The sequence below is a fragment of the Capsulimonas corticalis genome (assembly GCF_003574315.2).
GTDB classification, from domain to species: domain Bacteria; phylum Armatimonadota; class Armatimonadia; order Armatimonadales; family Capsulimonadaceae; genus Capsulimonas; species Capsulimonas corticalis.
On sequence record NZ_AP025739.1, the window covers coordinates 1297824 to 1324468 of the forward strand.

Annotated in this window: 25 protein-coding genes, 1 tRNA gene and 1 pseudogene; 16 read left to right on the forward strand and 11 right to left on the reverse strand. The window is 58.9% G+C overall.

Going from position 1 to position 26645, the window contains the following annotated elements; translation table 11 throughout:
• Nucleotides 1-455 precede the first annotated feature (455 nt).
• The 4 genes from D5261_RS05555 to D5261_RS05570 all read left to right on the forward strand — a co-directional run bounded on the left by D5261_RS05555 (nt 456) and on the right by D5261_RS05570 (nt 3733).
• On the forward strand, nt 456-1274 hold the full coding sequence (locus D5261_RS05555) for a type II secretion system protein (protein WP_218025566.1): 819 nt from the start codon (nt 456-458) through the stop codon (nt 1272-1274).
• A 63-nt stretch (nt 1275-1337) separates the two neighbouring features.
• Nucleotides 1338-1556 (forward strand): hypothetical protein, encoded by a 219-nt coding sequence (locus tag D5261_RS05560; RefSeq protein WP_119321065.1) that lies wholly within the window; start codon nt 1338-1340, stop codon nt 1554-1556.
• 83 nt (nt 1557-1639) lie between these two features.
• Nucleotides 1640-2500, forward strand: a complete 861-nt coding sequence (locus D5261_RS05565; protein ID WP_119321066.1) for a sugar phosphate isomerase/epimerase family protein — start codon at nt 1640-1642, stop codon at nt 2498-2500.
• 21 nt (nt 2501-2521) lie between these two features.
• Entirely contained in the window at nt 2522-3733 is a 1212-nt protein-coding gene (locus tag D5261_RS05570; RefSeq protein WP_218025567.1) for a Gfo/Idh/MocA family protein, read from the forward strand.
• 7 nt (nt 3734-3740) lie between these two features.
• Here the strand turns inward: D5261_RS05570 and D5261_RS05575 are convergent, their stop codons facing one another.
• Nucleotides 3741-4754, reverse strand: a complete 1014-nt coding sequence (locus D5261_RS05575) for a LacI family DNA-binding transcriptional regulator (RefSeq protein ID WP_125205928.1) — start codon at nt 4752-4754, stop codon at nt 3741-3743.
• A 245-nt stretch (nt 4755-4999) separates the two neighbouring features.
• Between D5261_RS05575 and D5261_RS05580 the strand changes: the two genes are divergently transcribed.
• The 4 genes from D5261_RS05580 to D5261_RS05595 all read left to right on the forward strand — a co-directional run bounded on the left by D5261_RS05580 (nt 5000) and on the right by D5261_RS05595 (nt 11057).
• Nucleotides 5000-6169: a family 20 glycosylhydrolase gene (locus D5261_RS05580; protein WP_119321068.1), complete on the forward strand. Its 1170-nt coding sequence runs from the start codon at nt 5000-5002 to the stop codon at nt 6167-6169.
• Nucleotides 6170-6195: 26 nt separating this feature from the next.
• Nucleotides 6196-9009, forward strand: coding sequence for a beta-galactosidase GalA (galA, locus tag D5261_RS05585; RefSeq protein ID WP_119321069.1), 2814 nt, complete (start codon nt 6196-6198; stop codon nt 9007-9009).
• A 279-nt stretch (nt 9010-9288) separates the two neighbouring features.
• Complete coding sequence (locus D5261_RS05590; RefSeq protein WP_119321070.1) at nt 9289-10230, forward strand: ABC transporter ATP-binding protein; 942 nt, start codon at nt 9289-9291, stop codon at nt 10228-10230.
• Entirely contained in the window at nt 10227-11057 is an 831-nt protein-coding gene (locus tag D5261_RS05595; RefSeq protein ID WP_119321071.1) for an ABC transporter permease, read from the forward strand. The genes D5261_RS05590 and D5261_RS05595 overlap by 4 nt, the downstream gene beginning before the upstream one ends.
• Here the strand turns inward: D5261_RS05595 and D5261_RS05600 are convergent.
• Together D5261_RS05600 and D5261_RS05605 are read right to left on the reverse strand one after the other, a co-directional pair.
• Nucleotides 11052-11471, reverse strand: coding sequence for a hypothetical protein (locus D5261_RS05600; RefSeq protein ID WP_119321072.1), 420 nt, complete (start codon nt 11469-11471; stop codon nt 11052-11054). The genes D5261_RS05595 and D5261_RS05600 overlap by 6 nt on opposite strands.
• Before the next feature lie 77 nt (nt 11472-11548).
• Nucleotides 11549-11641, reverse strand: a tRNA-Ser gene (locus tag D5261_RS05605).
• Between the two features lie 129 nt (nt 11642-11770).
• Here D5261_RS05605 and D5261_RS05610 point away from each other — a divergent pair.
• A complete protein-coding gene (locus tag D5261_RS05610) occupies nt 11771-11980 on the forward strand; it encodes a hypothetical protein (RefSeq protein WP_119321073.1) in 210 nt (69 codons plus the stop codon).
• Between the two features lie 32 nt (nt 11981-12012).
• On the opposite strand, the gene D5261_RS05615 is transcribed toward D5261_RS05610, so the two are convergent.
• The gene (locus D5261_RS05615) at nt 12013-12795 is read right to left on the reverse strand and encodes a ThuA domain-containing protein (RefSeq protein ID WP_119321074.1); all 783 of its coding nucleotides are present in this window, start codon (nt 12793-12795) and stop codon (nt 12013-12015) included.
• Nucleotides 12796-12899: 104 nt separating this feature from the next.
• Between D5261_RS05615 and D5261_RS05620 the strand changes: the two genes are divergently transcribed.
• Entirely contained in the window at nt 12900-13712 is an 813-nt protein-coding gene (locus D5261_RS05620; RefSeq protein ID WP_119321075.1) for a hypothetical protein, read from the forward strand.
• Here D5261_RS05620 and rnhA read toward each other — a convergent pair.
• Both rnhA and D5261_RS05630 read right to left on the reverse strand, forming a co-directional pair.
• Nucleotides 13702-14199, reverse strand: a complete 498-nt coding sequence (gene rnhA, locus D5261_RS05625) for a ribonuclease HI (protein WP_119321076.1) — start codon at nt 14197-14199, stop codon at nt 13702-13704. The two genes, D5261_RS05620 and rnhA, sit on opposite strands and share 11 nt — an antisense overlap.
• A 71-nt stretch (nt 14200-14270) precedes the next feature.
• The gene (locus D5261_RS05630) at nt 14271-15191 is read right to left on the reverse strand and encodes a TIM barrel protein (RefSeq protein ID WP_119321077.1); all 921 of its coding nucleotides are present in this window, start codon (nt 15189-15191) and stop codon (nt 14271-14273) included.
• Nucleotides 15192-15383: 192 nt separating this feature from the next.
• Between D5261_RS05630 and D5261_RS05635 the strand changes: the two genes are divergently transcribed.
• The 3 genes from D5261_RS05635 to D5261_RS05645 all read left to right on the forward strand — a co-directional run bounded on the left by D5261_RS05635 (nt 15384) and on the right by D5261_RS05645 (nt 19494).
• A complete protein-coding gene (locus D5261_RS05635) occupies nt 15384-16667 on the forward strand; it encodes a hypothetical protein (protein ID WP_119321078.1) in 1284 nt (427 codons plus the stop codon).
• A gap of 141 nt (nt 16668-16808) precedes the next feature.
• Complete coding sequence (locus tag D5261_RS05640; protein WP_119321079.1) at nt 16809-18083, forward strand: PEP-CTERM sorting domain-containing protein; 1275 nt, start codon at nt 16809-16811, stop codon at nt 18081-18083.
• Between the two features lie 160 nt (nt 18084-18243).
• Complete coding sequence (locus tag D5261_RS05645; protein WP_119321080.1) at nt 18244-19494, forward strand: alpha/beta hydrolase family protein; 1251 nt, start codon at nt 18244-18246, stop codon at nt 19492-19494.
• Between the two features lie 322 nt (nt 19495-19816).
• On the opposite strand, the gene D5261_RS05650 is transcribed toward D5261_RS05645, so the two are convergent.
• The 5 genes from D5261_RS05650 to D5261_RS05670 form a co-directional block, all read right to left on the reverse strand.
• Nucleotides 19817-20368 (reverse strand): hypothetical protein, encoded by a 552-nt coding sequence (locus D5261_RS05650; RefSeq protein WP_119321081.1) that lies wholly within the window; start codon nt 20366-20368, stop codon nt 19817-19819.
• 74 nt (nt 20369-20442) lie between these two features.
• Nucleotides 20443-21000, reverse strand: coding sequence for a hypothetical protein (locus D5261_RS05655; RefSeq protein WP_125205930.1), 558 nt, complete (start codon nt 20998-21000; stop codon nt 20443-20445).
• 175 nt (nt 21001-21175) lie between these two features.
• On the reverse strand, nt 21176-21418 hold the full coding sequence (locus D5261_RS05660) for a barstar family protein (protein WP_125205931.1): 243 nt from the start codon (nt 21416-21418) through the stop codon (nt 21176-21178).
• Nucleotides 21419-21526: 108 nt separating this feature from the next.
• Nucleotides 21527-22036, reverse strand: coding sequence for a hypothetical protein (locus D5261_RS05665; protein WP_119321084.1), 510 nt, complete (start codon nt 22034-22036; stop codon nt 21527-21529).
• A gap of 27 nt (nt 22037-22063) precedes the next feature.
• Nucleotides 22064-22333: a hypothetical protein gene (locus D5261_RS05670; protein ID WP_119321085.1), complete on the reverse strand. Its 270-nt coding sequence runs from the start codon at nt 22331-22333 to the stop codon at nt 22064-22066.
• Between the two features lie 129 nt (nt 22334-22462).
• On the opposite strand from D5261_RS05670, the pseudogene D5261_RS05675 reads away from it, so the two are divergent.
• The 3 genes and pseudogenes from D5261_RS05675 to pcrA all read left to right on the forward strand — a co-directional run.
• Nucleotides 22463-22720: pseudogene (locus D5261_RS05675) on the forward strand (UvrD-helicase domain-containing protein); the annotation flags it as partial.
• 103 nt (nt 22721-22823) lie between these two features.
• Entirely contained in the window at nt 22824-24356 is a 1533-nt protein-coding gene (locus D5261_RS05680) for a Fic family protein (RefSeq protein ID WP_119321087.1), read from the forward strand.
• Between the two features lie 47 nt (nt 24357-24403).
• Nucleotides 24404-26644 (forward strand): DNA helicase PcrA, encoded by a 2241-nt coding sequence (gene pcrA, locus D5261_RS05685; RefSeq protein WP_119321172.1) that lies wholly within the window; start codon nt 24404-24406, stop codon nt 26642-26644.
• Nucleotide 26645: the final 1 nt, after the last annotated feature.

The window sequence follows — 26645 nt, forward strand, 5'->3', positions numbered from 1 at the left end:
TACGATTTCTGTTTTCGATTATATTACGATCCTGTTTCTTTGTCAAGAGGATTGGCGTAAAATCCTTCGCGAAAGTCCCGCGATGATTGCGGCCGAAAAGCAAGCGGCCGTCGTCTCGTCTTGAAACTCGCTTTCCGTAAACGATTACGGAGTCAAAATTAACGCTATTATACGACGAGAACGTATCCCTGTCAATGCGCAATTTGGCGGCGGGCGGCGCGGGTCTGAATTGGCGGGAAGAGATTCTTTTTGCTTGACACGCCATCCAGATCGTGATATCATCCCAGCATACCGTAATCGTTTACGAAAAGTTGCGATTGCCTATTGACAGACCAAAATTCCTGGGCTATACTCATTTCCGAAGCTAACCGTAAACGATTACGGAACCCTCCGGCGATGAAGCCCTTCCTTGAGTTACGCTCCGCACTCCCTGCGTCTTTATGAAGGAGAACACAATGAACCATCGCCTCCGCCGAACTTCTGCGTTCACTTTGATCGAATTGCTCGTTGTGATCGCCATCATTGCGATTCTCGCCGCGATTCTCTTCCCCGTCTTCGCCCAGGCCCGTGAAAAAGCGCGCCAGACGGCGTGCCTTTCCAATATGCGCCAGGTAGGATTAGGCGTGACACAGTACGTGCAGGACAATGACGAAGCCTACCCTCTGGTGACTTACTCCAACGACTCCCAAACACGGTTGATGAACGGAGTCGATCCTTATATCAAAAGCCAGGATGTTTGGTACTGTCCGAATTACTTCGGCGTGGGGGCGACCAAGGATCCGAACGGTCATCCGGTTTATGAGAATTATGCAGGGACATGGTACGCCAACGCCGGAGATGCGTATCAGGGCAAGCCGCTCGCCGATGTCTGGGGTGGAAGCGGCAGCTGGTATACCGGGCATCGCCAGCCGGGCTACATGATCTTCATGGCGAAAGCGCCGTTTGGCGCCAATGGTTACATCAGCGATCCTTCGGCGCCTGCGCCGCTTGAGGGCTATTACTTAAGCCCACTTCATGCTTCCGATGAAGCGACCGATTACGGCAAAGGGCCGAATGGAGGAGGAGGCTACTGGTGGTCAACTGCCCCGTCAGAGCAGAATATTATCATGACGGACTGGTTTGGAACGTCGTGGCCCTATAGTTGGCTGATCCAGATGCACAACACCGGCGGCAAGACGCCCGGCTACGGTACGCCGATCAAAGGCACGAATGCTTTGTTCATGGACGGTCACGTGAAGCTGACTCATCCATTCAACACATCCACCACCAACTGAGATGCGAGAACCGCCGGGGCGACACGCCAGTCGCCCCGGCTTTCTGGAAATCACGAGAGCCCTATGAATACCGTCAAAGAAAAAAAAGCGCTGTCTCCGGTCGTCATCATCAGCTCGCTCGTCGCCGCAATCGCTGTCCTGGGCCTGATTGTTTTCAAGTTCACTCAGACCCCCTCAGGAACTCCCCAGCAGATTACCGTCCCCGAGGAACTCAAGTTCCAGCGCGGCCAGCAGGCGCCGACAAGCGCGTCTCCGCGCCCGGCCCCCGCAGGCGTCAAATAAATTTTGGCGAAATGCTTCCCAGGATTTGACAGACGGAATAAAAGACGTTATAATTCCGTAAACGCTTACGGAGAACTTATTCCATGATTCTCAAATCACTGAATTACTGGTCCATGCCCGGCGGTCTTGAAGGGACGCTTCCCGTCGAGACGTTTTTGACCAAGGCCAAGCACTATCGCTATGACGCCGTCGAGCTGTGCATCGCGAACGACGGAGCGCTCGGACTGGATACCGACGAAGCGCGATGCCGTGAAATCTTATCCGCGGCTCAGGCGGCGGGCGTGCAGGTCGCCAGCGTCGCGTCGGGCATCTACTGGGAGTACGCCCTCGCCAGCGACACCGAGACCGACCGGGCGCGCGCCGTGGAGGCGCTGCGCAAGATGATCCAGATCACAAGCTGGCTCGGATGCAAAACGCTGCTGACGATCCCCGGCGCGGTCGATGTCTTCTTCCTCCCCGATCAGCCCTCCCGTTCCTATAATGTCGTTTGGGACCGCTCGGTGGCGGGCCTCAAGCAAGTGCTCCCGCTGGCCGAGGAGCTGGGCGTCCGCCTGGGCATCGAGAACGTCTGGAACAAGTTCCTGACCAGCCCTCTGGAGATGGCCCGCTTCATCGACCAGTTCGAGAGCCCGGCGATCGGCGCGTATGTCGATGTCGCCAACATTCTTCCGTACGGTTACCCGGAGCAGTGGCTTCGGATCCTGGGCAAGCGGGTAGCCGGGGTGCACTTTAAAGATTTCCGGCGGGCCGTGGGCAACGGCGACGGCTTTGTCGACCTTCTGGAAGGGGATGTGAACTGGCCGGAAGTGATGTCGGCGATTGCCGAGATCGGCTACGACGGCCCGGTGGCGGCGGAGATGATCCCGCAGTACCGTTTCTATCCCGAAGTGCGCATCGCCAACACCTCCAACGCCATGGACGCGATCCTGGGACGGACGGCTTAAGAATAAAGACAGGAAACAACGATGTCCGGTATCAGATTAGGCGCGATTGGATATGGTGAGCGCGCTCGGTGGATGTCGCAGCTGATGCAGCAGCAGGATCCCGAGGCGAAATTGGTCGCGATCGCCGACCCGCAGGGGGAAGCGATCCAAGCGAAGATGGCGGAGGACGGCGTCTCCGCCGAAGGAATAACATTTTACGACACGGCGGACGCGATGCTGGACCGGGAGCCGCTGGACGGCGTGATCGTCGGCACCCGATGCAGCCTGCACGCCGCGATGGGCCTGAAGGTCTTAAACCATGGCCTGGCGCTTTTCCTGGAGAAGCCCATCGCGACCACGATGGAGGACCTGGCGGCTCTGCGCGCGGCGCCGAACGCGCACAAAGTCGTCGTTTCCTTCCCGCTGCGCATGTCGCATATGGTGAAGCTGGCGCGCGAGATTATCGATTCCGGACAGATCGGGAAGATCGAGCATGTGGAAGCCTGGAACAACGTGCCGTACGGCTCAACCTACTTCCAGAGCTGGTACCGGGATGAAAAAGAAACCGGCGGCCTATTTTTGCAAAAGGCGACGCACGACTTCGACTATATCAACTATTTGCTGGAGAACAATCGGCCCGTCAGCGTCTGCGCGATGACCACCAAGAGCGTTTTCAAAGGAAACCACGCCGCCGGATTGCGCTGCATGGACTGCGCCGAGCGGACCACGTGTTTTGAAAGCCCCTACCATCCCTCGCGCCCGCTGCCGCTGGCGCTGGATAAGCCGGCGAAGGAGATGTGCGCCTTCGCCGTCGACACCGGGAATGAAGATTCGGGAAGCGCGCTGATCGAATACGAGTCGGGGATACACGCCTCTTACACGCAGAACTTCGTGGTGCGCAACAAGGCCGGCCGGCGCGGGGCGATCCTCATCGGCTACCATGGGACGATCGAATTCGATTGGTACACGAACTCGCTCAAAGTCTACATGCACCACGAACCGCGCGTCGTCACGCACCAGTTCGACGAGGACGGCGGCCATGGCGGCGGCGACGGCGTGCTGGCGTCGAACTTCCTGAAAGTCATTCGCGGGGAGGAAGCGCCGGTCTCATCCCTGGAAGACGGGATGCTCAGCGCGCTGCTGTGCCTGAAGGCGCGGGAATCGGCCCTCACGCGCCAATTCCAGGCGGTCGCGTTTCCGGAAGCTCCCACGGAGGATCCGGTCGGCAATCGGGATCTGGCGGCGGCGCTCTAGGCGCGGATCAGCGAACCGCGAGCGCTGCGGCCGTCGGCGGGCCGCAGGATTTGCGGATCACCAGATGAGCGCCGCAGGACTCGATGCTTGGGGCCGCTTTCTGCTCGATCATCTCCAGCAGGGCGCGGATCGCCGCCTTGGCGACTTGCGGGATATCGATCGCGACGGTTGTCAGCGGCGGATTGACCAGGGTGGCGATCTCGACGTTATCGTGGCCGATCACCGAGACGTCGCCGGGGATGGAAAGACCGAGCTGCTGCGCGGCCTCGATCGCGCCGAACGCCAGAACGTCGGTGCGGGCGAAGATCGCCGTGGGCGGGTTAGCCATCTGTAGGAGCCGGGTAGCCGCTTCGGATCCCTCCTGACGCGTGACGCCCGCTTCCACGGCCAGGGCCGGATCCCAGATCAGCCCCGCCTCCGCCATGAGCTCCGGCAGCCTGACGCGGACATGCTGGCCGGGAAAGCCGGAGCCGATATAGCCGACGCGGCGATGGCCGAGGTCGGCGAGGTACTGCAGGGCTTCGCGGACGCCTGGCTGAGTATCGACACAGACATGGGACGCATTCGGAAAGTCCGATGGCTCGGGGCCGTCGATCAGCACGGCGGGCGTGCGGCCGCGCCGGGTCAGCGCATTGAAATCGTCGGGAGAGACTTCGGGCGCGCCGATCACGACAAGGCCGTCGACCGAGTACATCTCGGTCTCCATGCCTTCGCGGCGGCGGCCAAGGCGAAGCAGCAAGTTATAGTTGTGGGCGTGCGTTTCTTCTTCCAGAGCGCGCGCCATCTCGATCAGATAGCGGTCCGAGAGCACATCGGCGTTATAGGGGCACTCCAGGCGGATCAAGAAAGTCCGCCCCGTCACCAGATGCCGCGCATTGGCGTTGCGCGCAAATCCGAGTTCCTGCGCTTTTTCCAGGACCATCTGGCGCGTTTTCGGACTGACATCCGGCCGATCGTTGAGCGCACGGGACACCGTCCCGATGCTAAGATTGAGGCACTTTGCGAACTCGACAATGTTCATAATGACGCTTTTACCGAATATCTCGGCGCGCTCCCACACCTGTGAAAGTCCATTTCAAGGACGGGGATGTCAGGAAAACGTGGTTCCAAGCAGACGAGCGCGTCGCGAAGAGAAACAATTCCGGCTAGTCCGCCGGCGCAGCTTTAGTACATCAATTGTACCAGAACATCGCGGGTTATAAAACACGCGCGACTCTGCGTATTCTCAGAATAATATCACATATCGCCTTGAGGAGAAAGATCGCCATGGAAGCGCTGGAGAATGAGGCAACCGCCGCACAGACGAATACGCCCGAGGAAGTCCTGGATGAGCGCACTCCGGAGCAATCGTACGAGCCGACGGAAACAGTCGCGTCCGAGCCATGGAACGATCTTCCCATCCGGGCGCTCCTGCTGACCGCTCCGCCTCCGGAAGACCTGGACCTGTTCTGCGGCTTCATCCGCGACGCCCTGCCCAAGGAAGGCGTCAACACCCTCGTCGTCCGGTTCCGCTATCAGTACCAGTTCCAAAGCCATCCGGAGCTTGCCGACATCGGCGCATTGTCTCGGGATCAGGTCCGGCGGATGCTCCAGGCGTGCCGCGACGCGGGCGTCCAACTCATCCCCAAAATGAACCTGCTCGCGCACCAGTCCGACGAAGGCTATATCATGCCGCTGCTGGCGAAGTACCCGCAGCTGGACGAAGCGCCGCATCTCAACCCGCCCGTCCCGTGGAAATACGGCGGACTGCACGACTTTTACACCAAAAGCCTCTGTCCGCAGCATCCCGATCTGCTTCCTATCGTCTTCCCGCTGATGGATGAGTTGATCGAGGCCTGCGAGGCCGACGCCTTCCATATCGGCCTGGACGAAGTGTGGATCCTCGGCGACGATAAGTGCCCGCGCTGCGGCGGCCGCGACAAGGCCGAGCTGTTCGCGGAGTACACGACGATTCTGCGCAACCACCTCGCCGAAAAGGGCTGCCGCACCTGGATCTGGAGCGACCGGCTAATCGACGGCAAGACGACCCACCTTCTCGGCTGGCAGGCGAGCATGAACAACACGCACCGCGCGATTGATATGATCCCCAAGGACATCGTCATCTGCGACTGGAAGTACGAGGACGCTCCCCCCACCCCGGCGTACTTCGCTCTGAAAGGCTTCGACGTCGTCCCCAGCTCCTGCTACAACGCCGAAGCGGCGATCGCGCAGCTGGAGCAGGTGTACTTCGCGCGCAAAAACGGCGCCCGCGCCTTCTTCTCCGCCCCCCTCGCCAACCACCAGCGCGGCGTCTTCTCGACAAGCTGGATGAGCGCGCGCGAGTTTATCGAAGCGTACTACGGAGACCCCACGCCGGGCGCCGCGCCGTCACTGGCGGAGAACACGGCGAATACGTTCAAGGCGCTGTTCGCGGAAGTCCGCCGGAACATGCCGTAGAGAGTTCTCTGAAGGATAAACCAAGCATGAACAAATATCGCGCGCTGGCGCTGCTCTGGGCCGTCACCGCCTGCGGCGCGGCGCACGCCTCCCCAGCCACGCCCCATTCCTTCCCGGCCACACCCCACTCCTCCCGTGAACGGATCCGGATCGACGCCGATTGGCGCTTCCATCTTACGGCTTCGCCTCTGGTGAAGGATACGGTCGCGATTGAAGGATGGCGATGGACCGGCGCCGCGTTCACGGATGAGGCGCACGCGATTCTTCCGGCAGGCGGCGACGATCGGGCATGGGCGCCGGTCAAGATCGGCGAGAACCTCTTCACGCAGCCGTCGCGTTTCGTCTGGCTGCGCACGACGCTGCCCAGCGATTCGCGGACGCACCGCCTCCTGCATTTCGATTCCGTCGACGACAACGCCACCGTGTTCTTGAACGGCAAGCGGCTGCTGCATCATGACGGGTGGGATGTCCCGTTCAATGTTCCACTCGATGCGGCGTGGAGCGTCCATGGGCCGAATGTGGTGACGGTGCTGCTGGAAAATGTGAACGGCCCGGGCGGCCTGAGCGGAGCGACTTCCCTGGGGCATGACGAGACGCTGATCGACGGCGATCCGTCGCGTCCCGCCTTCGACGACCGGAAATGGCGCACCGTCCATCTGCCGCACGACTACATCATCGAGCAGGCGTTCACGCCGCTCGCCAATGTCGGCCATGGGTCCCTCCCCGTCGCGCCGGCCTGGTACCGCAAGACGTTCACCATCCCCAAGGCTGACAAGGGCAAGAGCCTCTGGATCGATTTCGACGGCGTCTACCGGGACTGCGCCGTCTGGCTCAACGGCCATCCACTCGGGCGCCACCCAAGCGGATACACCACATTCCGCTACGACATCGCGCCTTACGCGCGCTGCGGGGCGAAGAACGTTCTCGCCGTTTCCGTGGACCCGACGAATTTTGAGGGATGGTGGTATGAAGGCGGCGGCATCTACCGCCACGTCTGGCTCAACGCCGCCGCGCCCCTGCACGTCGCGCCCTGGGGCGTCGCCGTCGATACAACGCTGCCGGAGCCCAGGCCGGGCAGTCCTGCGGCGCCCGCCGGCGTCACCATCAAGACCCATCTGAACAACGACGGCGCAAATGCGGCGTCGACCATCGTGTCGAAGATCGTCGACGCCTCCGGTAAAACCGTCGCCGAGTCGTCGCTCGTCACGGCGGCGCTCGCAAAACAAAGCAAGACCGTAACGCAGCAAGTCACCATCGCGCAGCCTCATCTCTGGTCGCTGGAGACTCCGTATCTCTATCAAGTCGTTACCGAAATCCGCCGGAATGGCGCGGTCACGGATACGCAGGAGACGAGCTTCGGCGTCCGCACCCTTCGGTTTGACGTCAACAAGGGCTTCTTCCTCAATGGCCGTCACGTCGAGATCCAGGGAACCTGTAACCATCAGGACTTCGCCGGGGTGGGAATCGGCATGCCGGACAGCCTGCTTTACTGGCGCGTGAAAAGGCTCAAGGAGATGGGCGGCAACGCGTATCGCATGTCGCACAATCCGCCCGCGCCCGAGCTTTTGGACGCCTGCGACAAACTCGGCATGCTCGTGATGGACGAAACCCGCCACCTCGGCGACACCTACGCCACGAAATCGCAGCCCGGCACGAAGGCCGACGATCTGAGCGACCTCGCCTCCATGATCCAGCGGGACCGCAATCATCCGAGCATCATCATGTGGTCGATGTCCAACGAGGAGCCGTTGCAAGGCACGGAGGAAGGCGCGAAGATCTTCGTCGCGATGCGTAACGTCGTCCACAAATACGACACCACCCGCCCCGTCACCAGCGCCATGAACTACGCCTGGGGTACGGGCATCTCGCTCGTGGAGGATTTGCAGGGCTTCAACTACTTCAACCATGTGAGCGATTACGACGATTTCCACAAGGCGCATCCAGCGATCCCCGCCTACGCCAGCGAAACCTCCAGCGGCGTAAGCGACCGGGATACTTACGAGGACGACAAGGCCAAAGGCTACGTCAACGAATTCGACTATCGCCCCTGGTTCGACGGCGCCACCACCGCCGAGCAGGCCTGGCGGCCGATCGCCGACCGCCCCTTCATGGCCGGCGCATTCGTCTGGACCGGTTTCGACTACAAGGGCGAGCCGACGCCCTATGGCTGGCCGTGCGTCAACAGCCATTTCGGCAGCCTCGACATGGCGGGCTTCCCCAAGGATGAGTTCTACTACTACCAGTCCGTCTGGAGCGGCAAGCCGATGGTCCACATCCTGCCGCACTGGAACCGCGCCGGCCAGGAAGGGAAGACGTTCAGCGTCTGGTGCTACAGCAGCGCCGACAAGGTCGAGCTGTTCCTGAACGGCCAGAGCCTGGGCGCCAAGGATGTCGCCCGCAACAGCCATGTGACCTGGCAGGTTCCCTACGCCCCGGGAACCCTGCTCGCCAAAGGCTACCGCAACGGCGCCGTCATCGCCGCCGACAAAGTTGAAACCACCGGCGCGCCCGCCAGGCTCGTGCTCAAAACCGACCGGACCACCCTCCTCGCCGACGGCGAAGACGTGACGATGGTCGAAGTCGATGTCGTCGACGCCCAGGGCCGCATCGTCCCCACCGCAAACGATCTCGTCCATTTCGCCCTCACCGGCCCCGCCGCCCTGGCCGGCGTCGGCAACGGCGACCCGAGCAGCCACGAGCCCGATCAAGCCCCCCAGCGCCACGCCTGGAACGGCCGCTGCCTCGTCATCGTACGCGGCGGCGACGCCGCAGGCGCGGCGACGCTTGCGGCCAGCGCGCCAGGACTCACGGGAGCGATGCTGGGACTGCGGGTGCGGTGAAGATCCAGATCCACCCCGACCCCCACAGTTCACTGGGTAGGTTTTTGTCGACTCGGCAATAAATTACTCCCTGCCCCCGCATTGAAATACGGGCCTGGGGGCATCTGGACCTTCTCAACACTACGCCAAGATCTATGTCGGCCATAATTACGAACGCCCCCTTTCCCGCCCGAAGGGCCGAAGCCGGGAAAGGGGGAGGCCGAAGTTTACTTCGGCGGGGGGATGGGGATCCCCAGCCCCAATCCAAAACACCCCCGCATGGTGCATAATAGGGGCACCATGACTTCATCCACGCTCGCCATCCAAACCGACCATCTGCGCAAGGTCTACGGAGGTTCCTTAAAAGGGCAGCCGTTTGTCGCCGTGCAGGATATGAACCTGCAAGTGCCGCGCGGGCAGGTGTTCGGGTTCCTCGGGCCGAACGGCGCCGGCAAGACCACCACAATCAATATGCTGCTGGGGAATATCGCGCCGACAGCGGGGTCCGCGCAGCTGCTCGGGCGGCCGATTGGCGATATCGAGGCGCGCGCCAAGCTGGGCTTTCTGCCCGAGAAGTTCCAATTTCACGATTTTCTGACCGCCGAGGAGTTTCTGGACCTGCACGGCAAGCTCTACGGCATGTCCGCCGCGAAACGCCGCGAGCGGATCGGCGAGACGCTGGAGATGGTGGGGCTGACGGCGCGACGCAAAAGCAAGATTCGGGAGTTTTCCAAGGGAATGCAGCAGCGCGTCGGGCTGGCGCAGGCGATTTTGAACGATCCCGATCTGGTGATTCTGGACGAACCGACGAGCGCGCTTGACCCATTGGGACGGCGCGAGGTGCGCGAAATCGTGACGGCGCTTAAAGCGCAGGGCAAGACGGTGATGCTCAACTCGCACTTGCTCTCGGAGATCGAGATGACGTGCGATCAGGTCGCCATCCTGAAGGCGGGGCAGGTGATCAAGCAGGGAAAGATCGACGATCTGCTCGCCGCGCCGGCCACGGTGCAGATGCGGATTTTGAATCAGAGCCCGGCGCTGATGCGCGCGCTCGGAAGCCTGGCGCGGACGGTGGAGGCTCAGGGCGAGATGGTGACGGCAAGTATCAGCGAGGATGGGATCATCCCCGATCTCGTGGCGGCGGTGGTGGGAAGCGGAGGACGATTGATGTCCCTGCTGCCCATCCGAGAATCTTTGGAAGATCTGTTCATTCGGGTCGTGGAAACGGAGGGGACGATATGAACCATGTCTGGACCCTCGCGGGGCTGACCATCAAAGAAGCGGTGCGCCGGCGTGTCTTTTTCGCGTCGATGCTGGTGGCGCTGATCTTCGTGCTGTTCGCCGTGCTGCCGCTGCATATCGGACGCGGGACCGAAGGCGTGGAGCTGGACGCCGCCCGGGAGTTTTCCGCCAAGACCCTGGCGTGGATGGGCTGCGGCGTGATCAAGTTCTTCGGCTCGGTGCTCGCCGTCACGCTCGCCGCCGGCGCGATCACCGCAGAAGTGGATCGCGGCGTGCTGTCGATTGTCGCTCCGAAGCCGCTCCCGCGCGCGGCGATTTATTTGGGCAAATGGATTGGGCTGCTGGCTCTGCTCGCCGTCAGCGTCGCCCTCTGGTCGGTCCTATTGGTCGGCGCCATTTACATCCACACGCATCTGTTTTACCCACGGATCTTCCTGGGGATCCTGGCGACATTTCTGTTCCCGCTGCTGTTTGCAACCCTGACGCTGTGCTTCTCCTCATTCGCGACGCACGCGCTTTCGGCGGGGCTCGCGCTGATCGCCGCCGGCGTTGCGCTCGCGGAGGACACGCTTAACTTCCTCTCGATCATGCTCAATGCGCCGGTCCTGAAGTCGCTCAGCACGCTTGTCGGATACATCGTTCCGCTCGGCAAGATGAACCATTGGATCACGCGCGGCCTGGGCGACGCCGGCAACGATCTCAGCGCGCGAAATCCCTTGGGAGCGCAGGCGGTTCACACGTCCACGGGGGATATGGCGTATATCCTGTTTTACATCGCGGCGGCGCTGGCGATCGGCTTGTTTATCTTCCAGAAGCGGGATTTATGATTTTCGCAGCGGCGGCGCCCACTTTGCGGCGGGACTCGTCGACGTGACGGAGTCGATCTGGGCAACGCCGCTGTTTCGGCCCACGCGGTAGCGCACCAGGACAGGCTCGCCGATGACGGGGATCCATCGGCTGGTTTCGGGCAGGATATAGAAGACTTTCCGATGGGCGAACTCCAACGTGACGGCGTTGTGCATGCCGCCCCCGCCCGCGTGGCCGACCGCGACATTGATATCCCGCACGCTCCCAGAGGCGGTCTGCGCGGGGACGCCGCTCAGATCCCCCGCCGCCGCGCGGCGCGCGAGGAACGGGACTCCCCAAACAATGCCCGCGATCAAGAGCGCGGCGCCCGCGATGGCGAGCGCGCTCCCCCATCCCAACTTCTCACGGATCTCTCCGGTATTATCGCCCGTCAACTTCTCACCCTCACACCTTCCCAGACCTCAAATGACCAAGGGACGTCCTAGCATGCTAGGACGTCCCTTGATTTTTCTGGCGGAGTCTGAGAGATTTGAACTCTCGCGGGAGCTTGCGCCCCCCTACAGGTTTAGCAAACCCGCCCCTTCAGCCACTTGGGTAAGACTCCTCATAACGAGGAAGTGGGTTCCGCACGGATATTTTAGCACACGGCTGCGGAAAATGCAACAGTAAGCCGGCAAAATATCCGGGAAATCGCACAGGGCCTCCTGGGGACAGCCTCTCTCTCCCAGCGGCGTTGCGCCGCCGGGAACTTCCAGAGTTCGCAAATCTCCAGCCGGCCGATATCCTTGCCTGCGAATTCACGCTCATCGACGCCCAGTTAACGGGCGCCCGCGAGTACGGATTTGCGAGCTGGGCGAAGCTCAAAAAACATCTCGGAAGCCTCGCGCTCGCGGGGCGCCTGGAAACGGCGAAGCTGCTCCTGGCGGCCAATGCGGCAGCCTAAAACGGGCGGCGGCGATCACGTCAGCTTAACGCCTACTTCGCGACGGCCGGCAGCGGACGCGGCCGGGAATCGCCCTTCGCAAGCCCCAGGCTCCAGCACAGACCGCCGAGCAGATGGGCCTGATACCAGGGGGCGTTCCAGATATCCTCGCGATGTCCCAGGGCCGTGTAGAACACGCGACCTTTGCCGTACATACGGTTCCAGGCGATGGGGTAAAGGCCAGGCGTTCCGTCGTTCGGATGCTTGTCCAAATACAGCAGCAGATGGACTTGATGGGCCTCGAAGTTCTGGAACTGATAGACCTCCTCCATCGGAACATCCAATGCAGATCCCATGTCCGCGGTCGCCGGAAATTTGGCGTCGGCGACGAGACATTGGACGTGGACCTGTGGGCCGTGCTGCTTGAATTCGCCGCCGAGCATCTGTAGGTAGCCAGGGAATCCATGGAACGTATCCGAGGCGCTGTGGATGCCGACAAAGGCGTGGCCGTCGCGGATCCAATCGAGAAACGCCTGCCGGTCCGGCAGCGGCAGGTCTCCGGTGGTTTCCGCGAAGATCACGCCATCGTAGGCTTGCAGCGCGGTCGCCGTCATCTTGGTCGCGACTTCCTCATCGGTGCGCGCGTAATCGATCTGGATCTCGCCGTCCTTCGCCGCGATCTCCCCCAAAACACGCTCCGCCGTCGGAATAACATCGTGCCGGAACCCTTTGGTGACGGTCACCACCAGCACTCGTTTCGACGGCGCCGCCTGCGCCACAGCGCCCCCCAGCAGCATCAATAGTACGATCGAACCAATCCCAAGTCTCCACGCCATTTTCTGCTCCTATTCTCGATCGCCGCCCTCATTTGCATTGAAAATTTGCGGTATGATATTCCTATTCGTTCACGAGTAGTATAGCAGACAAGCCGGGGATCGTCATGAAACTTCACCGTTCGCTCCCATACATCTTGCTCGCTCTGATCCTGCCTGTCGCCGCCTTCGCCCAAGGCGGAGGCGGGGGCGGAGGTGGTGGAGGGGGCGGGGGTGGCGGCGCGGGAGGCGGAGGCGGTAATGGCAACGACGGATCCGGAGATTATACGCATTTATGGATTTTCGCTGGGCTCGTGACCACTGTGGCGGTTTATAGGTATTTCACGCGCCCCATGCTGGTCAGTGTCAGCCTGGTGCTGCGGCGAGGGCGACGTTATGGGCGCGCGCTGGATGAGATTGTATCTGGAGCGGAATTCACCACGCGCCTGGGTCGGCTTGCCGCCATTTATCTTCTGGTTTCCGAAATTCGCCCCGCCGACATCCTTGCCATGCGCCTGAAAGAAATGGGGCGCGCGCACTACGGCGCCGCGCCGGCAAAATTGGAAAGCGTATGGCGCGATGAATTGGAGCGAACGGGAATCACGCCGCGCGTCCTGAACATCGCGCCGCCGCACGGCCGCCCAGAGTATTTCAATCACCTACCGCCGCCCGAGCCAGAGCCTGCGGACGACGACAGCGTTTGCTTTCTGGGCCTACTGCTAGCCGTTGACCACACCCTGGGTCCGCCGGAGTTACAGCCGAATGAGCTCATGCAATATCTGCGAAGATACGAGCGGTTGCTTCAGGATCACAGCAACGACATGTACTATTTCTATTACACGCCAAAAAGTCCGGTAACGGACGAGCCGCTGCGCCTTGAGAAAGCCACGCAAATGCTCGATCAGATCACGTCGCCGAAGCAGGAGCCCGTTACCGCTTAGCGGGCAGCTTCTCGTACACATGGTCCGCCGGGAGATCGCGGCCGCCTGCCGCTGCGACCGACAAACGGTCGCAGCGCTCGTTTTCGGTGTGCCCTGCGTGGCCGCGCACCCACTGGAACGTCACTTGGTGACGGTCGCACAGATCGAGCAGCGTGGACCATAGATCGGGATTGATCGCGGGATCCTTGGGCGTGCGCATCCAGTTATTCGAGCGCCACTTCTTCGCCCAGCCCTTGCTGATCCCATTCGCCAGATACTGCGAGTCCGTGTAGAGTGTCACCTTGCTCGGACTCTCCAATGCCTGAAGCCCGACAATGGCCGCGATCAGCTCCATCCGGTTGTTCGTCGTCCGCCGGAAGCCGCCCGACAGCTCCTTCGATTCGCCGTCCTGCGTGACGATCACGCCATAGCCCCCCGGCCCCGGGTTGCCCGTGCACGCGCCGTCGGTAAAAATCTCGATATGCTTTTGTTCGGTTGATGTATTCACGAGGAATATGATACCCCGTGCGAGGAATGCAGCGGCTTCCGAGTGGACGCTCGGCAAAGATCAGAACTCCCTTACGCCAGCCCCGCCAGCGCCTTCACCTTGTCGAACGCTTCTTTTGGCGTGGTCGTGGTCCTGTGCTCCATGCCGATGTAGCCCGCGTAGCCGATCTCACGCAGGACCTGGAAGATCCGGGGATAGTTTACTTCACCGGTTCCTGGCTCGAATCGGCCTGGGACATCGCCCACTTCGACAAAGCGCACGTAGCCCTTCGCGATTCCATCCTTTAAGGTATCGAGAAGGTTGCCTTCTCCGAGCTGGCGATGGTAGAGATCGAAGTCGACTTTGACGCGCTCGTGATTCACTTCTTTCGCGATCTCGTAAGCGCGGGCGCTGGTGATTATCGCCATCTGCGCGTTTTCGACGCCGTTCAGCGGCTCCAGCGTCGCGTAAACGCCCGCCGCCCCCGCCAAATCTCCCGCCGCCTTCAGCCCGGTGACAATCTGGTCATGCTGCGTTTGCCACGGAATATCCGGCTGCGTCACGCCAACAAACGTGATTAAGTTCTCCGCGCCCAGCCGCTTCGCGACTTTGATCGAGTCCGCGAAATCGTCCAGAAACGCCTTCTCCTCACCTGTCTTTGTCAGCCCTGCCCCCCACCCGGTCTTCGTCGGCCCGATGATTGACGCGCACGCAATGCCGGACTTGTCCTGAATCGCCCGCATTTTGTCCAGCGGTTTACCCTCATGCCCCCAGAACGAATATGCTTTCGCCCCGGCGTCCACGACGATTTGCAGACGCTGGTCAAACGGCATGTCCCCCGGAAACATCAGCTCCAGATTGACCGATAGCGTGTACTGAGGCGCCGGCAAGCGGGGCGGCGGCGCCGCTTCGCTCGTTCGCGATTGGGGCAGCGCGGCGGCCGTCAGCGACAGAGCGGCCGCCTGCGTGAGAAAGCCGCGCCGTGTGATTCGTGAGGAGGAAGAGGTGTTCATGTCTCTGATTATAAAGATCGATGGACAAGCTGTCTAGTCGAAATTCGCTCAGATTCTTGATCTATTGCCAGGAGAATATGGCATGAATTTTGCAGCGATGCTTTTGCGATCATATGAGACCAGGAAAGATCGGCGCTCGCGCCGACGGCTAGGCTCAACTCAATTCCACTGCGCCTATAGGAGTTTAGCGTCATGAAGCAAGTCTTTTCACGGTCTACCGGACGATTTCTCGTCCCGTTCGCGGCGGCGCTTGGGCTCGCCGTTTTCTCCTGCCCTACCTCGGCGGCCACATTCTCATTCGCTCAAGACGACTGGTTATCGGATTCTGGCGGCTTCACCAGTCAGAATTCGGATTGGGGTCAGGTGGATATCCACCTTGCCCCCTCGGACCTGAGCGCCTTTCGATATAGCGCCACGGATGGGACCTACACGGGATATGTCAATGTGGTGACGAATGTCCAGAACGGCGCCACGATGAACTGGGCTGTCCAAAACCTTCCCGTCCAATTCCGTAACGTCACCGATTTGAGCGGCAGTCTTCCTTCGACCGTGCGGTTTGACCTTGGGGTGACGCCGGGCGTCAATGTCACCAACCTCGGCTACTTCGCAACCATTAATAGGGATCCTCTGGGCATGGAGCCGACGGGGAGCTTCGCCGCCGCCAGCGTCGGCGATAAATCCATACTCTTTGGCGGCATTACCGGGACCGATCCGATCACGGGAGACACTTATTCGGGCGACAGCGGCGGAGACCCGCCTCCGAAGGCGTCGAACTTCGTAGGATTAGACGCAACCCAAGTGGCGGGTAAAGGACATGCAATCGCGATAAAAGAAACGGCTGTCGCGGCGATTGATGAAGACGACGCAGGGTGCGCGCCCGGCGCTGTGGCGAGATCTATCGAATATCTGAAATCCATTAACAAACGAATCGTGATCAATGGTTCGGCTCAGGATGTCTATTCCGGTCTGCAAACAAATATGCAAACTCAACCGGGCACGGGCACTCGTGTGGATCTAGTAAAGTCGAAAAAAGATGAGTACGACAAGAAAAACCACATTCCGATTCAGACGACGAAGAGTGGGGATATCGAAGTTGCTTACAAAGCTCTCGGACATAAGGAAGACGTGGAAGTCTTTCTGAACAAGAAGAGTGGGAGCGGTCACTTCGCGTTCGTTTCCAAAATCATCCCCGTATATACACTTAACCCACATGATCCTAAAGAAAAAGATCTTACCAATTACATATTCACGATTATCGACGACCCGACTCAAGCCGATCACAAGGCGGAGAACGAATCCATACCGCTGTATGTATACACGAATCGCACGATCGGGCAAAGCGATTATTTATCAAGCATCGGCTCTTTCTTTATCGAAAACGTCGTCCCCGAACCTTCTCCCCTCATCTTCGTGCTTGCGGGCTCCTGCGTTCTCATCCTCATGATCGGTCTTCGACGCAGACACGCCGCGAGATAAACTTACCAGCGATTCCCAGCACGGCTTGGCATGGATCATGCAGCCGTGCTTTTGCTATCAAGTTAGACCATTGAAAGATCGGCGTTCGCGCCGACGGCTCGGCTCAACTCAATCCTACTGCATCCACAGGAGTTTAGCGTCATGAAGCAAGTCTTTCCAGGGTCCTTCGGGCGATTTCTTGCCCCGTTCGCGGCGGCGCTCGGGCTCGCCGTCTTCCCCTCTCCCGCCGGCGCGGCGAACCTTACCTTCCATCAGGCGGACTGGCTGTCGGATTTCACCGGATTCACCAGTCAGAATTCCGACTGGGGCCAGGTGGACATCCACCTGACCAGCTCGGACCTCAGCGCTCTTCAGTACGATCCTTCGAGCTCTACGTACACGGGTTACATCAACGTGGTGACGAATGTTCAGGACGGCGCCACGATGAACTGGGCGGTGCAAAACCTTCCGGTTCAATTTCAGGGTCTGTCCTCGTTCAACGGCAGCCTGCCGGACTCGGTCATGTTCGATCTGGGAGTCACGCCGGGAATGGACGTCACCCAGCTCGGCTATTACGCGACGATCAATATGGATCCGCTGGGCCTCGCGCCCACTGGCAGCTTCGCCACGGCGGGAGTTGACAACTTGTCTCTGCTCTACGGCGGCGTGGACGGTACGGACCCGGATACGGGGACGACCTTCCTCGGCGGCACGGGACGCGACGCGCCTCCCAAGGCCGAAAATTTCAAAGGCGCCAACGCGGGTGAGACGCAGGGGAAAGGCGGGCAGATCGCGGGAAAAGAAACGGATGTCGCGGCGGTGGACGAAGACAAAATGGGCTGCGTGCCGGGCGCCACAGCGCGCTCCATCAAGTATCTGCAATCGCAGCACAAAAACGTCAATACCCCCGACTCAGCGCAGGACGTCTACAATGCGCTGAAGACCACGATGCAATCGAGCGTGGGAGACGGCGGCAACGGCACCAATGTTGACAATCTGAAACCAGGAAAGGACGCCTACGACAAGGCGAAGAAGCTGCCGATCAAAACCGAGAAGAACGGCGGGATTGCCAACGCCATCGCCGCACTGAATAAAAAGAAAGACGTCGAGGTGATTTTGAAGTCGAAGGGCCAGGGCGGGCACTGCGCTTTTGTCTCCAAGATCATTCCCACGCTGGATAAGAAGGGACGCGTCGTCAGTTACACCATCTCCACGATTGACGACCCCACACAGGGCAATCACAAAGCTGAGAACCGTAAGGCCGACTATACGGTCAAGCCGAACGGCGATATCACCAGCCCCGGAAACTTCGCCAAAGTCGATACCTACTTCATCGAAACCGCCGTCCCCGAACCCAGCTCATCCGCCGCACTCTTCGCCGGATTCGTGAGCCTCGTTTTCTTCGCCGGCCGCCGCCGCAGCAGCCTCACGGCGTAGGGGCGTCCGCAAATCGCCGCCGGCCACGGAGCGTATTTGCTCCGTGGCCGGCGGCAGTGCGGAGCCGTTCCGAACGCCGGCGATGTGGGTATGATGAAGCCAAATCACACGTTCATCCCCACGCCGCGACGGGCGGCGTTGCGTCGAAAGGAAATCGTTCTTGCGAAAATGGGTCCCGCTATGTCTCGCCATCCTGCCGGCGCTCGCCGCCACGGCCGAGGCGAACAATCTCGTCTCCGTTCATAAAAACGGCGCTCTCTCGCCGGCGAATTTTAATACCCGAGCCAAAGCCGCCATCGGCGATATCCATCTCGCCACTCAAACGACGGAATTCTATAAGATCCGATATCGATCGGTCGACGCCAAAGGCCGGCCGGCGGTCCTCAGCGGTTTGCTTGTCCTGCCGCATGGCGGCGCGCCCCGAGGCTTGATCGTCTTTGACCATGGGACGATCTCCCACCGGGAGGCCGCTCCCTCGCGGTACACTGGCGCCGCGAAGTCATCCGAGGAACAGGCGGCGACGCTGGCGTTCGCCTCCGGCGGATACGCGATCGCGATGCCCGATTATCCGGGCCTGGGCGACGACAAAGGGATTCACCCATTCCCAATGGCGCGGCTCAGCAGTCCCTCGTCCGTAGATCTGATCGCGCCCGCCCGGGCGGCGGCCCAGCAGCTTCACATCACGGTCGGCCGCCCCCTCTTCATCACCGGCTATTCCGAAGGCGGCGCGATCGCGATGTGGACCGTGCGGACGCTGGAGCAAAGTCCCGCCATGGCCGCCCAGCTAACGGCGTCCGCGCCGCTCTCCGGCCCATACGATCTGAGCGATGTCACGCCGCGATCCCTGCTCGCGCCCAGCGCAAACGCCACCGTGTTCGCGGGACGCCTGTATCTGATGGCCTATCTGATGCACACCGCCTATAAGAACCGTGGGGTGAAGCTCACGGACTACCTCGCCCCCGCGATGGCCCTGGTCGTCTCACGCGTCTTCGATCGCGGGCTTACCGACGAAGTGATCGTCAAACGGCTGGTCGTAACCGCCACCCTGCTGCGCGCCAAAAACTCGATGGACCGCCTCACGACTCCCAGGCTCCGCGAGGCCCTGCGCAAAACCGACCCCGCCGACCCCATCATGCGCGAGCTTCTTGAGAATAACTGCTACGACTGGTCACCCCGCGCCCGGATGCTGCTAGTCTGCCTGCAATCCGACCCACTTGTCACCGCCGAGAATACCCACGAAACCCTGCGCGCCATGCGTGGGCGCGGCGTCAGCCTCCTCACCGTCCAGGAGCACACGCTCACCAGCCCCACCCTGACCCACATCACCGCCATCGTCCCCGCCCTGCTCCAAGCCCGGCGTTTTTTTGACGAGCGAGGGCAAACGCTCTCTCGTACAAACCCACCCCAATGAGGCCTTCGGCCATGGCCGGCGGGATACGAGACCGCGCGAATATCTTGGTGCAGCGTGACTCCCGTCAACGCGACGAATGTCCTCAGGCGCACGGCGAGTTATGATGTTTACGCCATCCGATAATTTTATGGCCTGTCTCTCATTTAGCAGCTCGAATTAGATTTCGTCGCCGCTTCCGCAGATGAGCTCCGTTTCGCCAGTGAAGCCCTGACTAATAGTTCGCACCCAGAACGCCATGTACTAAGTTGGGCGATCCAGCGTCCGCTCGCTTCCTCGAAAGCGAACGTCAATCCCATATAGTCCGCTTCTTCTTCGACTCGTGTCAATAAAGAAATCCTCTCTCAAAGCTCCAGGGGCTCTGAGCGTCGTACGGCATTTCGACGCACTCCCCGCCAGTAAGCGCGATCCAGGTTTGGAGCATCGCATGGATAGGAGACGCAGGGTCGGGCGAGACAAAAATCTGCTGACTGGACACATCGCTTAACTGGTTGATAATGATCCATACGCCGCCAATCCCCTGCCCCATCATTCGAAGATTATCCTCTAACCACTCTTCGTTTCTCCAGAAGTCGTGTACCGAGGGATCGAGGCCATAGATTGTAAAATCTTCGCCATAACTCAGATTTCCGCCAGATAAGATCTCTCGCATCACAGTATCGATATTTTCCGGAGAGATTACGCGATAGTGTTGAAGCGAATATCGGTTTGCCAGCCCTGGATCTTTATTCAGTTCTTCGTCACTGTAATTACACCACAGCCAGATTGCCTCGCAATTCAGGAGTTGTTCGCGAAGTATATTCTCTACACCGGCAATGAGACTAAACACGGGAATGGTGTAAGTAATGACACCTGAGTTCTCGTGCTGAACCGCCATCTTCTCATGATGTGCAGGTCTTTTCCGATGAGCGCCTGTTCTGGATAAAAACGACATATCAACGCCCCACCACTCTACACATGCAGTCGGACAAGATGACACCGCCTTGCAGTATCGTCATTCACTGCGACTTTATCCCCGAAACATCGATATATGCCATTCTTGACTTTAATCAACAACCCGCCTGACCCCGTCGCCATTTCTCCCATAGGGCGCTCATTGTCTAGCACATTCAAATCAAGAATACATGAACCGCTTTCGGGAGCCCATAAAATTGCCAGTACTTCAGAGGTTATTTCGATCACTCCAAAATCTTCAGGATTTATCAACGGTGATTGCGCAAGAGCGTCTATTGCAATCTGAGTATCTTCATTTAACCAAGCACGCAAAATAAGCCACTGGTTTTCATTAATTTGATAGACATCGCCAGTTCCTGGTCCATCTGTCTCCCAAATGAGAGCTTGCCCTGCATCAACAGATAAGAGGCTGCCCTCTTTTGCAGGCAGTAGGATATCGCATGCTCTGTCGTAATCCAAACTGCCGTCATCGGAACCACGCCAAGACTGCACAATGCCACCATCAGCAATCAGGAACGGTCCACCTTCTGTATCCACATAATCTATGTATCGCAAATTTTTAATCCAAACAAAGATGATCCGAATTGTATACCACTGAAATCAAATTTGGGAAATTTGGCCCTTCTCCTACGAGAAATATTAGTAAACTCATAGGAGTTGGAAATCCGGTTCTCGTGTGTGATACACTGTCAGATAGTTGTTCGAAGCAACTTAGAGCGACTATTAAATCTTACAAGCCATGTTTCAACATTTCCTGGGCATCGTTCCATATGATTGCAACATTTGGCTCTTTGATGTCAAGGAGGTTCATATAAATACTATCTTGAAATGCGTCCCATTTGTTGAGAGAAATGAGTTCGATGGGTTGTGGTAAATCTACAGCCGCTTGTGCGAGAAAACTGGACTTGTCATGGACACAACGCCCGTCTAACTCAAAAATGCAATACCCGCGTTGCTCGAGATCATTTTTCAAGATAATGCTGTCGCTTTTATTTACACAATTCATTCGTGAATAACGGTATGTCATAAAGGTTCGAATCTGCACGTTTTAAGATATGTGCGAATGCTAAGCCGCCTGCCGTCACAAGATTATGGCTCCGCCCTTAGGATGCAGGACAACGTACTCATCCTCTTTACTGTAGGCGAGAGTGGCGCCGGCGTCCCACTCACGCGCGGTCAGTTCCTCCCACACCGTTTTATGAGCCGCCTCTATATCCAGCACGAAGCAGTAGATTGTCATCGAACCGGAACCAATGTCGCCGCCATCGCAGTGTCCGTTTCCGGTCCACCCCAAGACTTCGTTCATCAAATCTTCAATCCTATGCCGCCGATGCAGATCGGTTTCTGTCCCCCATCCATCGATACAATATTGAATGACGAAATCGATGTAGTCCTCGTCAGTCAAGTCTCGGAATCCTTCGGCGCGCTGTTCCTCGGCAAGAGCCTTCATGACACTCTCGATTTCGCTGCTGGGAATTTGTCCCGTCTTTGACTGACCACGATGCCCCACGTGGCCCCAGTGCACCGTAATGTCTGAGCCATCATTCCAGATTTCCCAGTATGCGCTTGTAGAATTTATCAATTTGATCATTGGTCTTAACGTATTCCGCCCGTCTGCTCAAGGATTGTGATCACACGCTTCCGCTTCTTCGCAATGCCCGGCGCATGTTCGATACTCGAGTTCATGGAACGAGTGCGCATTAATATCAGTGCCATGATCCAGCAGCAACGCGGATCGTCCATATTTGCTATCCGCATTCACATCTGCTCCGTTCTGAAGTTGATCCACAACCGCCGCGTAATTCTCGCGACTGCATGCTTGCATCAGTAGAATATAGCCCTGTGCGACCATCGCTGGGTCCATCAAGATTTCGATATCTTCGTCCATTTGCTACTATTTCTCCGAAAGCGATTAGCAAGCAAATGTGATGTTCGCCCTAAAGCATCATATCACAAAAACGCACCTCGCGAAAACGTCCGTTCGCTTCGGCGTCTCCTCACCGGGTATAATCTCCCCATGATCTCTCCACTCCTAGAAGGCCTCAACGAGCCGCAGACGCAGGCGGTGCTGCATGAATCCGGGCCGTTGCTGATCTTTGCCGGCGCGGGGTCGGGCAAGACGAATGCGCTGACGAAGCGGATTGCGTATCTGATTCGTGAGCGGTATGTGCGGCCTTATAACATTTTGGCGGTCACCTTTACCAATAAGGCGGCGGCGGAGATGAAGGAGCGCATTGTGCGGCTCGTCGGCGAGACGGTGACGCGGGAGCTTTGGGCGGATTGGGAAAAGCACATCGGCAAAAAAAGATAAAAACACTTGTACACAAAAAGATGAATTGCCTTGTACACAAATCGATGAATATGATACAATCTATCTTATGGCTCAAGGTAATGAAAAACTCGCGGCGGCGATGGAGGCGCTTCAGGCAGTTCAGAAACACGGCATAGTGCGCTCTGAGGATCTGAGCAGGCGCTATCGTGATCGCCTGGTAACTGCAGGCTTTCTCACACCCATCATCAATGGCTGGCTTCAGGTTGCAAACCCTACAGCGCCATCAGGCTCCACGGCGTCATGGTTCGGCGCATATTGGTCATTCATCTCCCAGTATCTCCAAGCGCGCTTCGGTGACGAATACTGCTTATCTGCGGAAGCATCGATTAAGAAGCATGTTCAATCGACCATTATCCCACAGCAAATCCTAGTCAGCGTCACGAGCAGGATCAATAATACGATTAGCCTGCCGCATGATACTTCCATCACGGTGTTCGCTTCACCTGAAAATATCTCTGCCCAACAGAAGATGAAGATCGACGGCGTCTGGACTCTCAGCCTAGCCGCCGCCATCTGCAAAGTCTCTGAACCCTATTATGCAAACAATGCAGAAGAGATGGAACTGGCGCTTCGGATGGTGCGCGATCCCAGCGAACTGCTCGAAATTCTGCTGGAAAACGGCAGCACCACCAAAGCAGGAAGACTGGTTGGGGCTTACAATTTTCTAGGAGACACCAAGACAGCAAGCCGCATAAAATCGGCGATGGTTGCCGCAGGACACACAATTGAAGAGAAGAACCCGTTTCGCCGCCCTGAGCCAATGCTCAGTGGGCGAACACGCATTGTATCGCCGCACATCGCTCGTTTAGAAGGTCTGTGGGCAGACATGCGCGATCAAGTTATCGAGCAATTCGCGGACTATAATATTCCTCTACTCTCCACTGCAGAATATTTAGCGGACCTCGAAGATAGATATGCCGCAGATGCGTATAATTCGCTGTCCATTGAAGGCTATCGCGTCACTCCCGAACTGATTCAGCGCGTACGCGACTACGGATGGAATCCCGAAGCCACTCCCGAAGATCGCATGCATCAAGACGCGCTGGCCGCGCACGGATACTATTTAGCGTTTCAAGCTGTAAAACAGAGCATCGAGCGAATCTTGAATGGAGTTGAGGCGGCAAAAGTCATCGATAACGATTTTCATGACTGGTATACACAGATGTTCTCCCCTCAGGCGACGGCTGGAATTATCAAGCCCGCACAACTGGCAGGATACCGCAATAATCCTGTCTACCTGCGAGGATCCATGCACGTTCCGCCAGCCGCCGAGTCTGTACCGGACTGCATGGATACCTTTATCGAGCTGATGACGGCGGAAGAGAACGCCGCCGTTCAAGCCGTGCTGGGGCATTTTATCTTTGTGTTCGTTCATCCCTATACGGATGGCAACGGGCGAATCGGCAGATTCATCATGAATGCGGGGTTCAGTTCTGGCGGTTTCCCGTGGACAGTCATCCATCAGAACCGGCGTGAAGAGTATCTTGCAGCGCTCGAAGAAGCGTCTGTGAGACGCAATATCACTCCTTTTGCACAGTTCGTACGCGAAGAGATGGAAAGCAAGCGCACGGGAGCTTGATCCCGCCGTGAGTCGAACGGATGCTCCGCATCCGGTATAATAACCCCATGATCTCTCCACTCTTAGAAGGCCTCAACGAGCCGCAGACGCAGGCGGTGCTGCATGAAACCGGGCCGCTGCTGATCTTTGCCGGCGCGGGGTCGGGCAAGACGAATGCGTTGACGAAGCGGATTGCGTATCTGATTCGTGAGCGGTATGTGCGGCCGTACAACATTTTGGCAGTCACCTTTACCAATAAAGCGGCGGCGGAGATGAAGGAGCGTATCGTGCGGCTCGTTGGCGAGACGGTGACGCGGGAGCTGTGGGCGGGGACGTTTCACTCGCTGTGCGCGCGGATCCTGCGGGAGCGCGGCACGATGATCGGGCTGGACAAGAACTTTGTCATCTATGATGATGGGGATCAGTTGTCGCTGATCAAGGAGGCGGTGCAGGAACAGCATCTTGATGAGAAGCAGTTCGCGCCGCGCGCGATCCTGTCGCAGATCAGCAAGTATAAAGAGACGATGCAGGGGCCGGAAGATATCAAGGGCGACTACACGGCGTCGCCGTTCGAGCGGGCGGTGGCGGGGGTCTATCAGTCGTATCAGGAGAAGCTGGCGCTGTCGAATGCGCTGGACTTCGACGATCTGATCATGAAGACCGTGCAGCTTTTGCGGGAATCGGACAAGGCGCGCGAGCATTACCAGAACCGATTCCAGTATGTCCACTGCGATGAGTTTCAGGACGTCAACGACAGCCAGTACAAGCTGCTTTCGCTCTTCTCCGGCAAGCACCGCAATATCTGCGCGGTCGGCGACGACGATCAGAGCATCTACGCTTTCCGCGGCGCGAATGTCCAGATCATCCTGAACTTCGAGCGCGACTTCCCCGACGCCACGATTATCAAATTAGAGCAGAACTATCGCTCGACGCGCACGATTCTGGACGCTGCGTATCATGTGGTCAAGAACAATCGGGGACGCGCGGACAAGCGGCTCTGGACTGATAAGGCCGAAGGCGAGAGCGTGACGCTGATCGAGGCGCCCAATGAGGTGGAGGAGGCGGTCGCGATCGTCAACATCATCAAAGAGGCGACCATCACCGGCGACCGGCGCTATCAAGACTTCGCCGTGCTCTACCGCGCCAACGCGCAGTCGCGGGCGATGGAAGAGCAGTTTATCAATTATCGGATCCCATATAAGATTGTCGGCGGCGTGCGGTTCTACGAGCGGCGTGAGATCAAGGACATCATCGCGTATCTTCGCGTCATCACCAACCCGTTCGATGGGCTGTCGATGCGGCGCATCATCAACGTCCCCGCCCGCGCCATCGGCGTCACGACCATCGACAAGATCAACAACTTCGCCTCCCGGTACGAGATCTCATTTTGGGACGCCTGCCGCCGGGTCAACGAGATCGAACTCTCGTCGCGCACCCGGCACAACGTCCAGGCGTTCGTCAAGATGATCGAGTACCTGATCGGCCGGCGCGAGAACCAGGGCGTGGTCGAGTTATTGCAGAACGTGATCGATACGTCGGGGTACATCGACGCCCTCAAGCGCGAGAAGACGCCCGAATCGGATTCGCGCATTGAAAACGTCCGCGAGCTTCTCACCGTCGCCCATGCCTTCGAGGAGCAGACCGCCGAACCCGAAGACCGCACGCTGTCGATGTTCCTGGAAAATGTCGCGCTCGTCTCCGACCTCGACTCCCTGGAAGACGACGCCAACTCCGTCACGCTCATGACCCTGCACGCCGCCAAGGGCCTGGAGTTCCCAGTCGTGTTCATGATCGGCATGGAGGAAGCCGTCTTCCCGCACAGCCGCAGCATGGGCAAACAGGCCGAGCTCGAAGAAGAACGACGTCTCTGCTATGTCGGCATCACCCGCGCGCAGACCGAGCTCTACATGTCCTACGCCGGCGCGCGCACCCTGTTCGGCCAGACCCAACGCAACCCGGTCTCGCGCTTCATCTCCGAGATCCCCATGTCGCTCTTTCTGGCGAAGTCCACCCGCCGCCCGTCCATGGAGCCCTACCAGAGCACCCTTGGAACCAACCAGTACCGCGCCGAAAGCCACATCGCCCCCCGCTGGGACGACCTCGCGCGCGGCAGCGCCCAGAAAGCCCGCACCACCGCCGCCCCGCCCGTCGACCGCCCGTTCAACCTCGGCCAAAAAGTCAAACACGAGAAGTTCGGCACCGGAACCGTCGTCAGCTTCGAAGGCGACACCGTCGTCACGATCGCGTTCCCCGCGCCGGTGGGGATCAAAAAGCTGGACACAGGATTTGCAAAGCTGGAGAAGGCGTAAA

Excerpts from the sequence above, each read along its gene's own strand:
- D5261_RS05555 (WP_218025566.1), top strand. The coding sequence starts at position 456 with ATGAACCATCGCCTCCGCCGAACTTCTGCGTTCACTTTGATCGAATTG.
- D5261_RS05560 (WP_119321065.1), top strand. The coding sequence starts at position 1,338 with ATGAATACCGTCAAAGAAAAAAAAGCGCTGTCTCCGGTCGTCATCATC.
- D5261_RS05565 (WP_119321066.1), top strand. The coding sequence starts at position 1,640 with ATGATTCTCAAATCACTGAATTACTGGTCCATGCCCGGCGGTCTTGAA.
- D5261_RS05570 (WP_218025567.1), top strand. The coding sequence starts at position 2,522 with ATGTCCGGTATCAGATTAGGCGCGATTGGATATGGTGAGCGCGCTCGG.
- D5261_RS05575 (WP_125205928.1), bottom strand. The coding sequence starts at position 4,754 with ATGAACATTGTCGAGTTCGCAAAGTGCCTCAATCTTAGCATCGGGACG.
- D5261_RS05580 (WP_119321068.1), top strand. The coding sequence starts at position 5,000 with ATGGAAGCGCTGGAGAATGAGGCAACCGCCGCACAGACGAATACGCCC.
- galA (WP_119321069.1), top strand. The coding sequence starts at position 6,196 with ATGAACAAATATCGCGCGCTGGCGCTGCTCTGGGCCGTCACCGCCTGC.
- D5261_RS05590 (WP_119321070.1), top strand. The coding sequence starts at position 9,289 with ATGACTTCATCCACGCTCGCCATCCAAACCGACCATCTGCGCAAGGTC.
- D5261_RS05595 (WP_119321071.1), top strand. The coding sequence starts at position 10,227 with ATGAACCATGTCTGGACCCTCGCGGGGCTGACCATCAAAGAAGCGGTG.
- D5261_RS05615 (WP_119321074.1), bottom strand. The coding sequence starts at position 12,795 with ATGGCGTGGAGACTTGGGATTGGTTCGATCGTACTATTGATGCTGCTG.
- D5261_RS05620 (WP_119321075.1), top strand. The coding sequence starts at position 12,900 with ATGAAACTTCACCGTTCGCTCCCATACATCTTGCTCGCTCTGATCCTG.
- D5261_RS05630 (WP_119321077.1), bottom strand. The coding sequence starts at position 15,191 with ATGAACACCTCTTCCTCCTCACGAATCACACGGCGCGGCTTTCTCACG.
- D5261_RS05635 (WP_119321078.1), top strand. The coding sequence starts at position 15,384 with ATGAAGCAAGTCTTTTCACGGTCTACCGGACGATTTCTCGTCCCGTTC.
- D5261_RS05640 (WP_119321079.1), top strand. The coding sequence starts at position 16,809 with ATGAAGCAAGTCTTTCCAGGGTCCTTCGGGCGATTTCTTGCCCCGTTC.
- D5261_RS05650 (WP_119321081.1), bottom strand. The coding sequence starts at position 20,368 with ATGGCGGTTCAGCACGAGAACTCAGGTGTCATTACTTACACCATTCCC.
- D5261_RS05665 (WP_119321084.1), bottom strand. The coding sequence starts at position 22,036 with ATGATCAAATTGATAAATTCTACAAGCGCATACTGGGAAATCTGGAAT.
- D5261_RS05670 (WP_119321085.1), bottom strand. The coding sequence starts at position 22,333 with ATGGACGAAGATATCGAAATCTTGATGGACCCAGCGATGGTCGCACAG.
- D5261_RS05680 (WP_119321087.1), top strand. The coding sequence starts at position 22,824 with ATGGCTCAAGGTAATGAAAAACTCGCGGCGGCGATGGAGGCGCTTCAG.
- pcrA (WP_119321172.1), top strand. The coding sequence starts at position 24,404 with ATGATCTCTCCACTCTTAGAAGGCCTCAACGAGCCGCAGACGCAGGCG.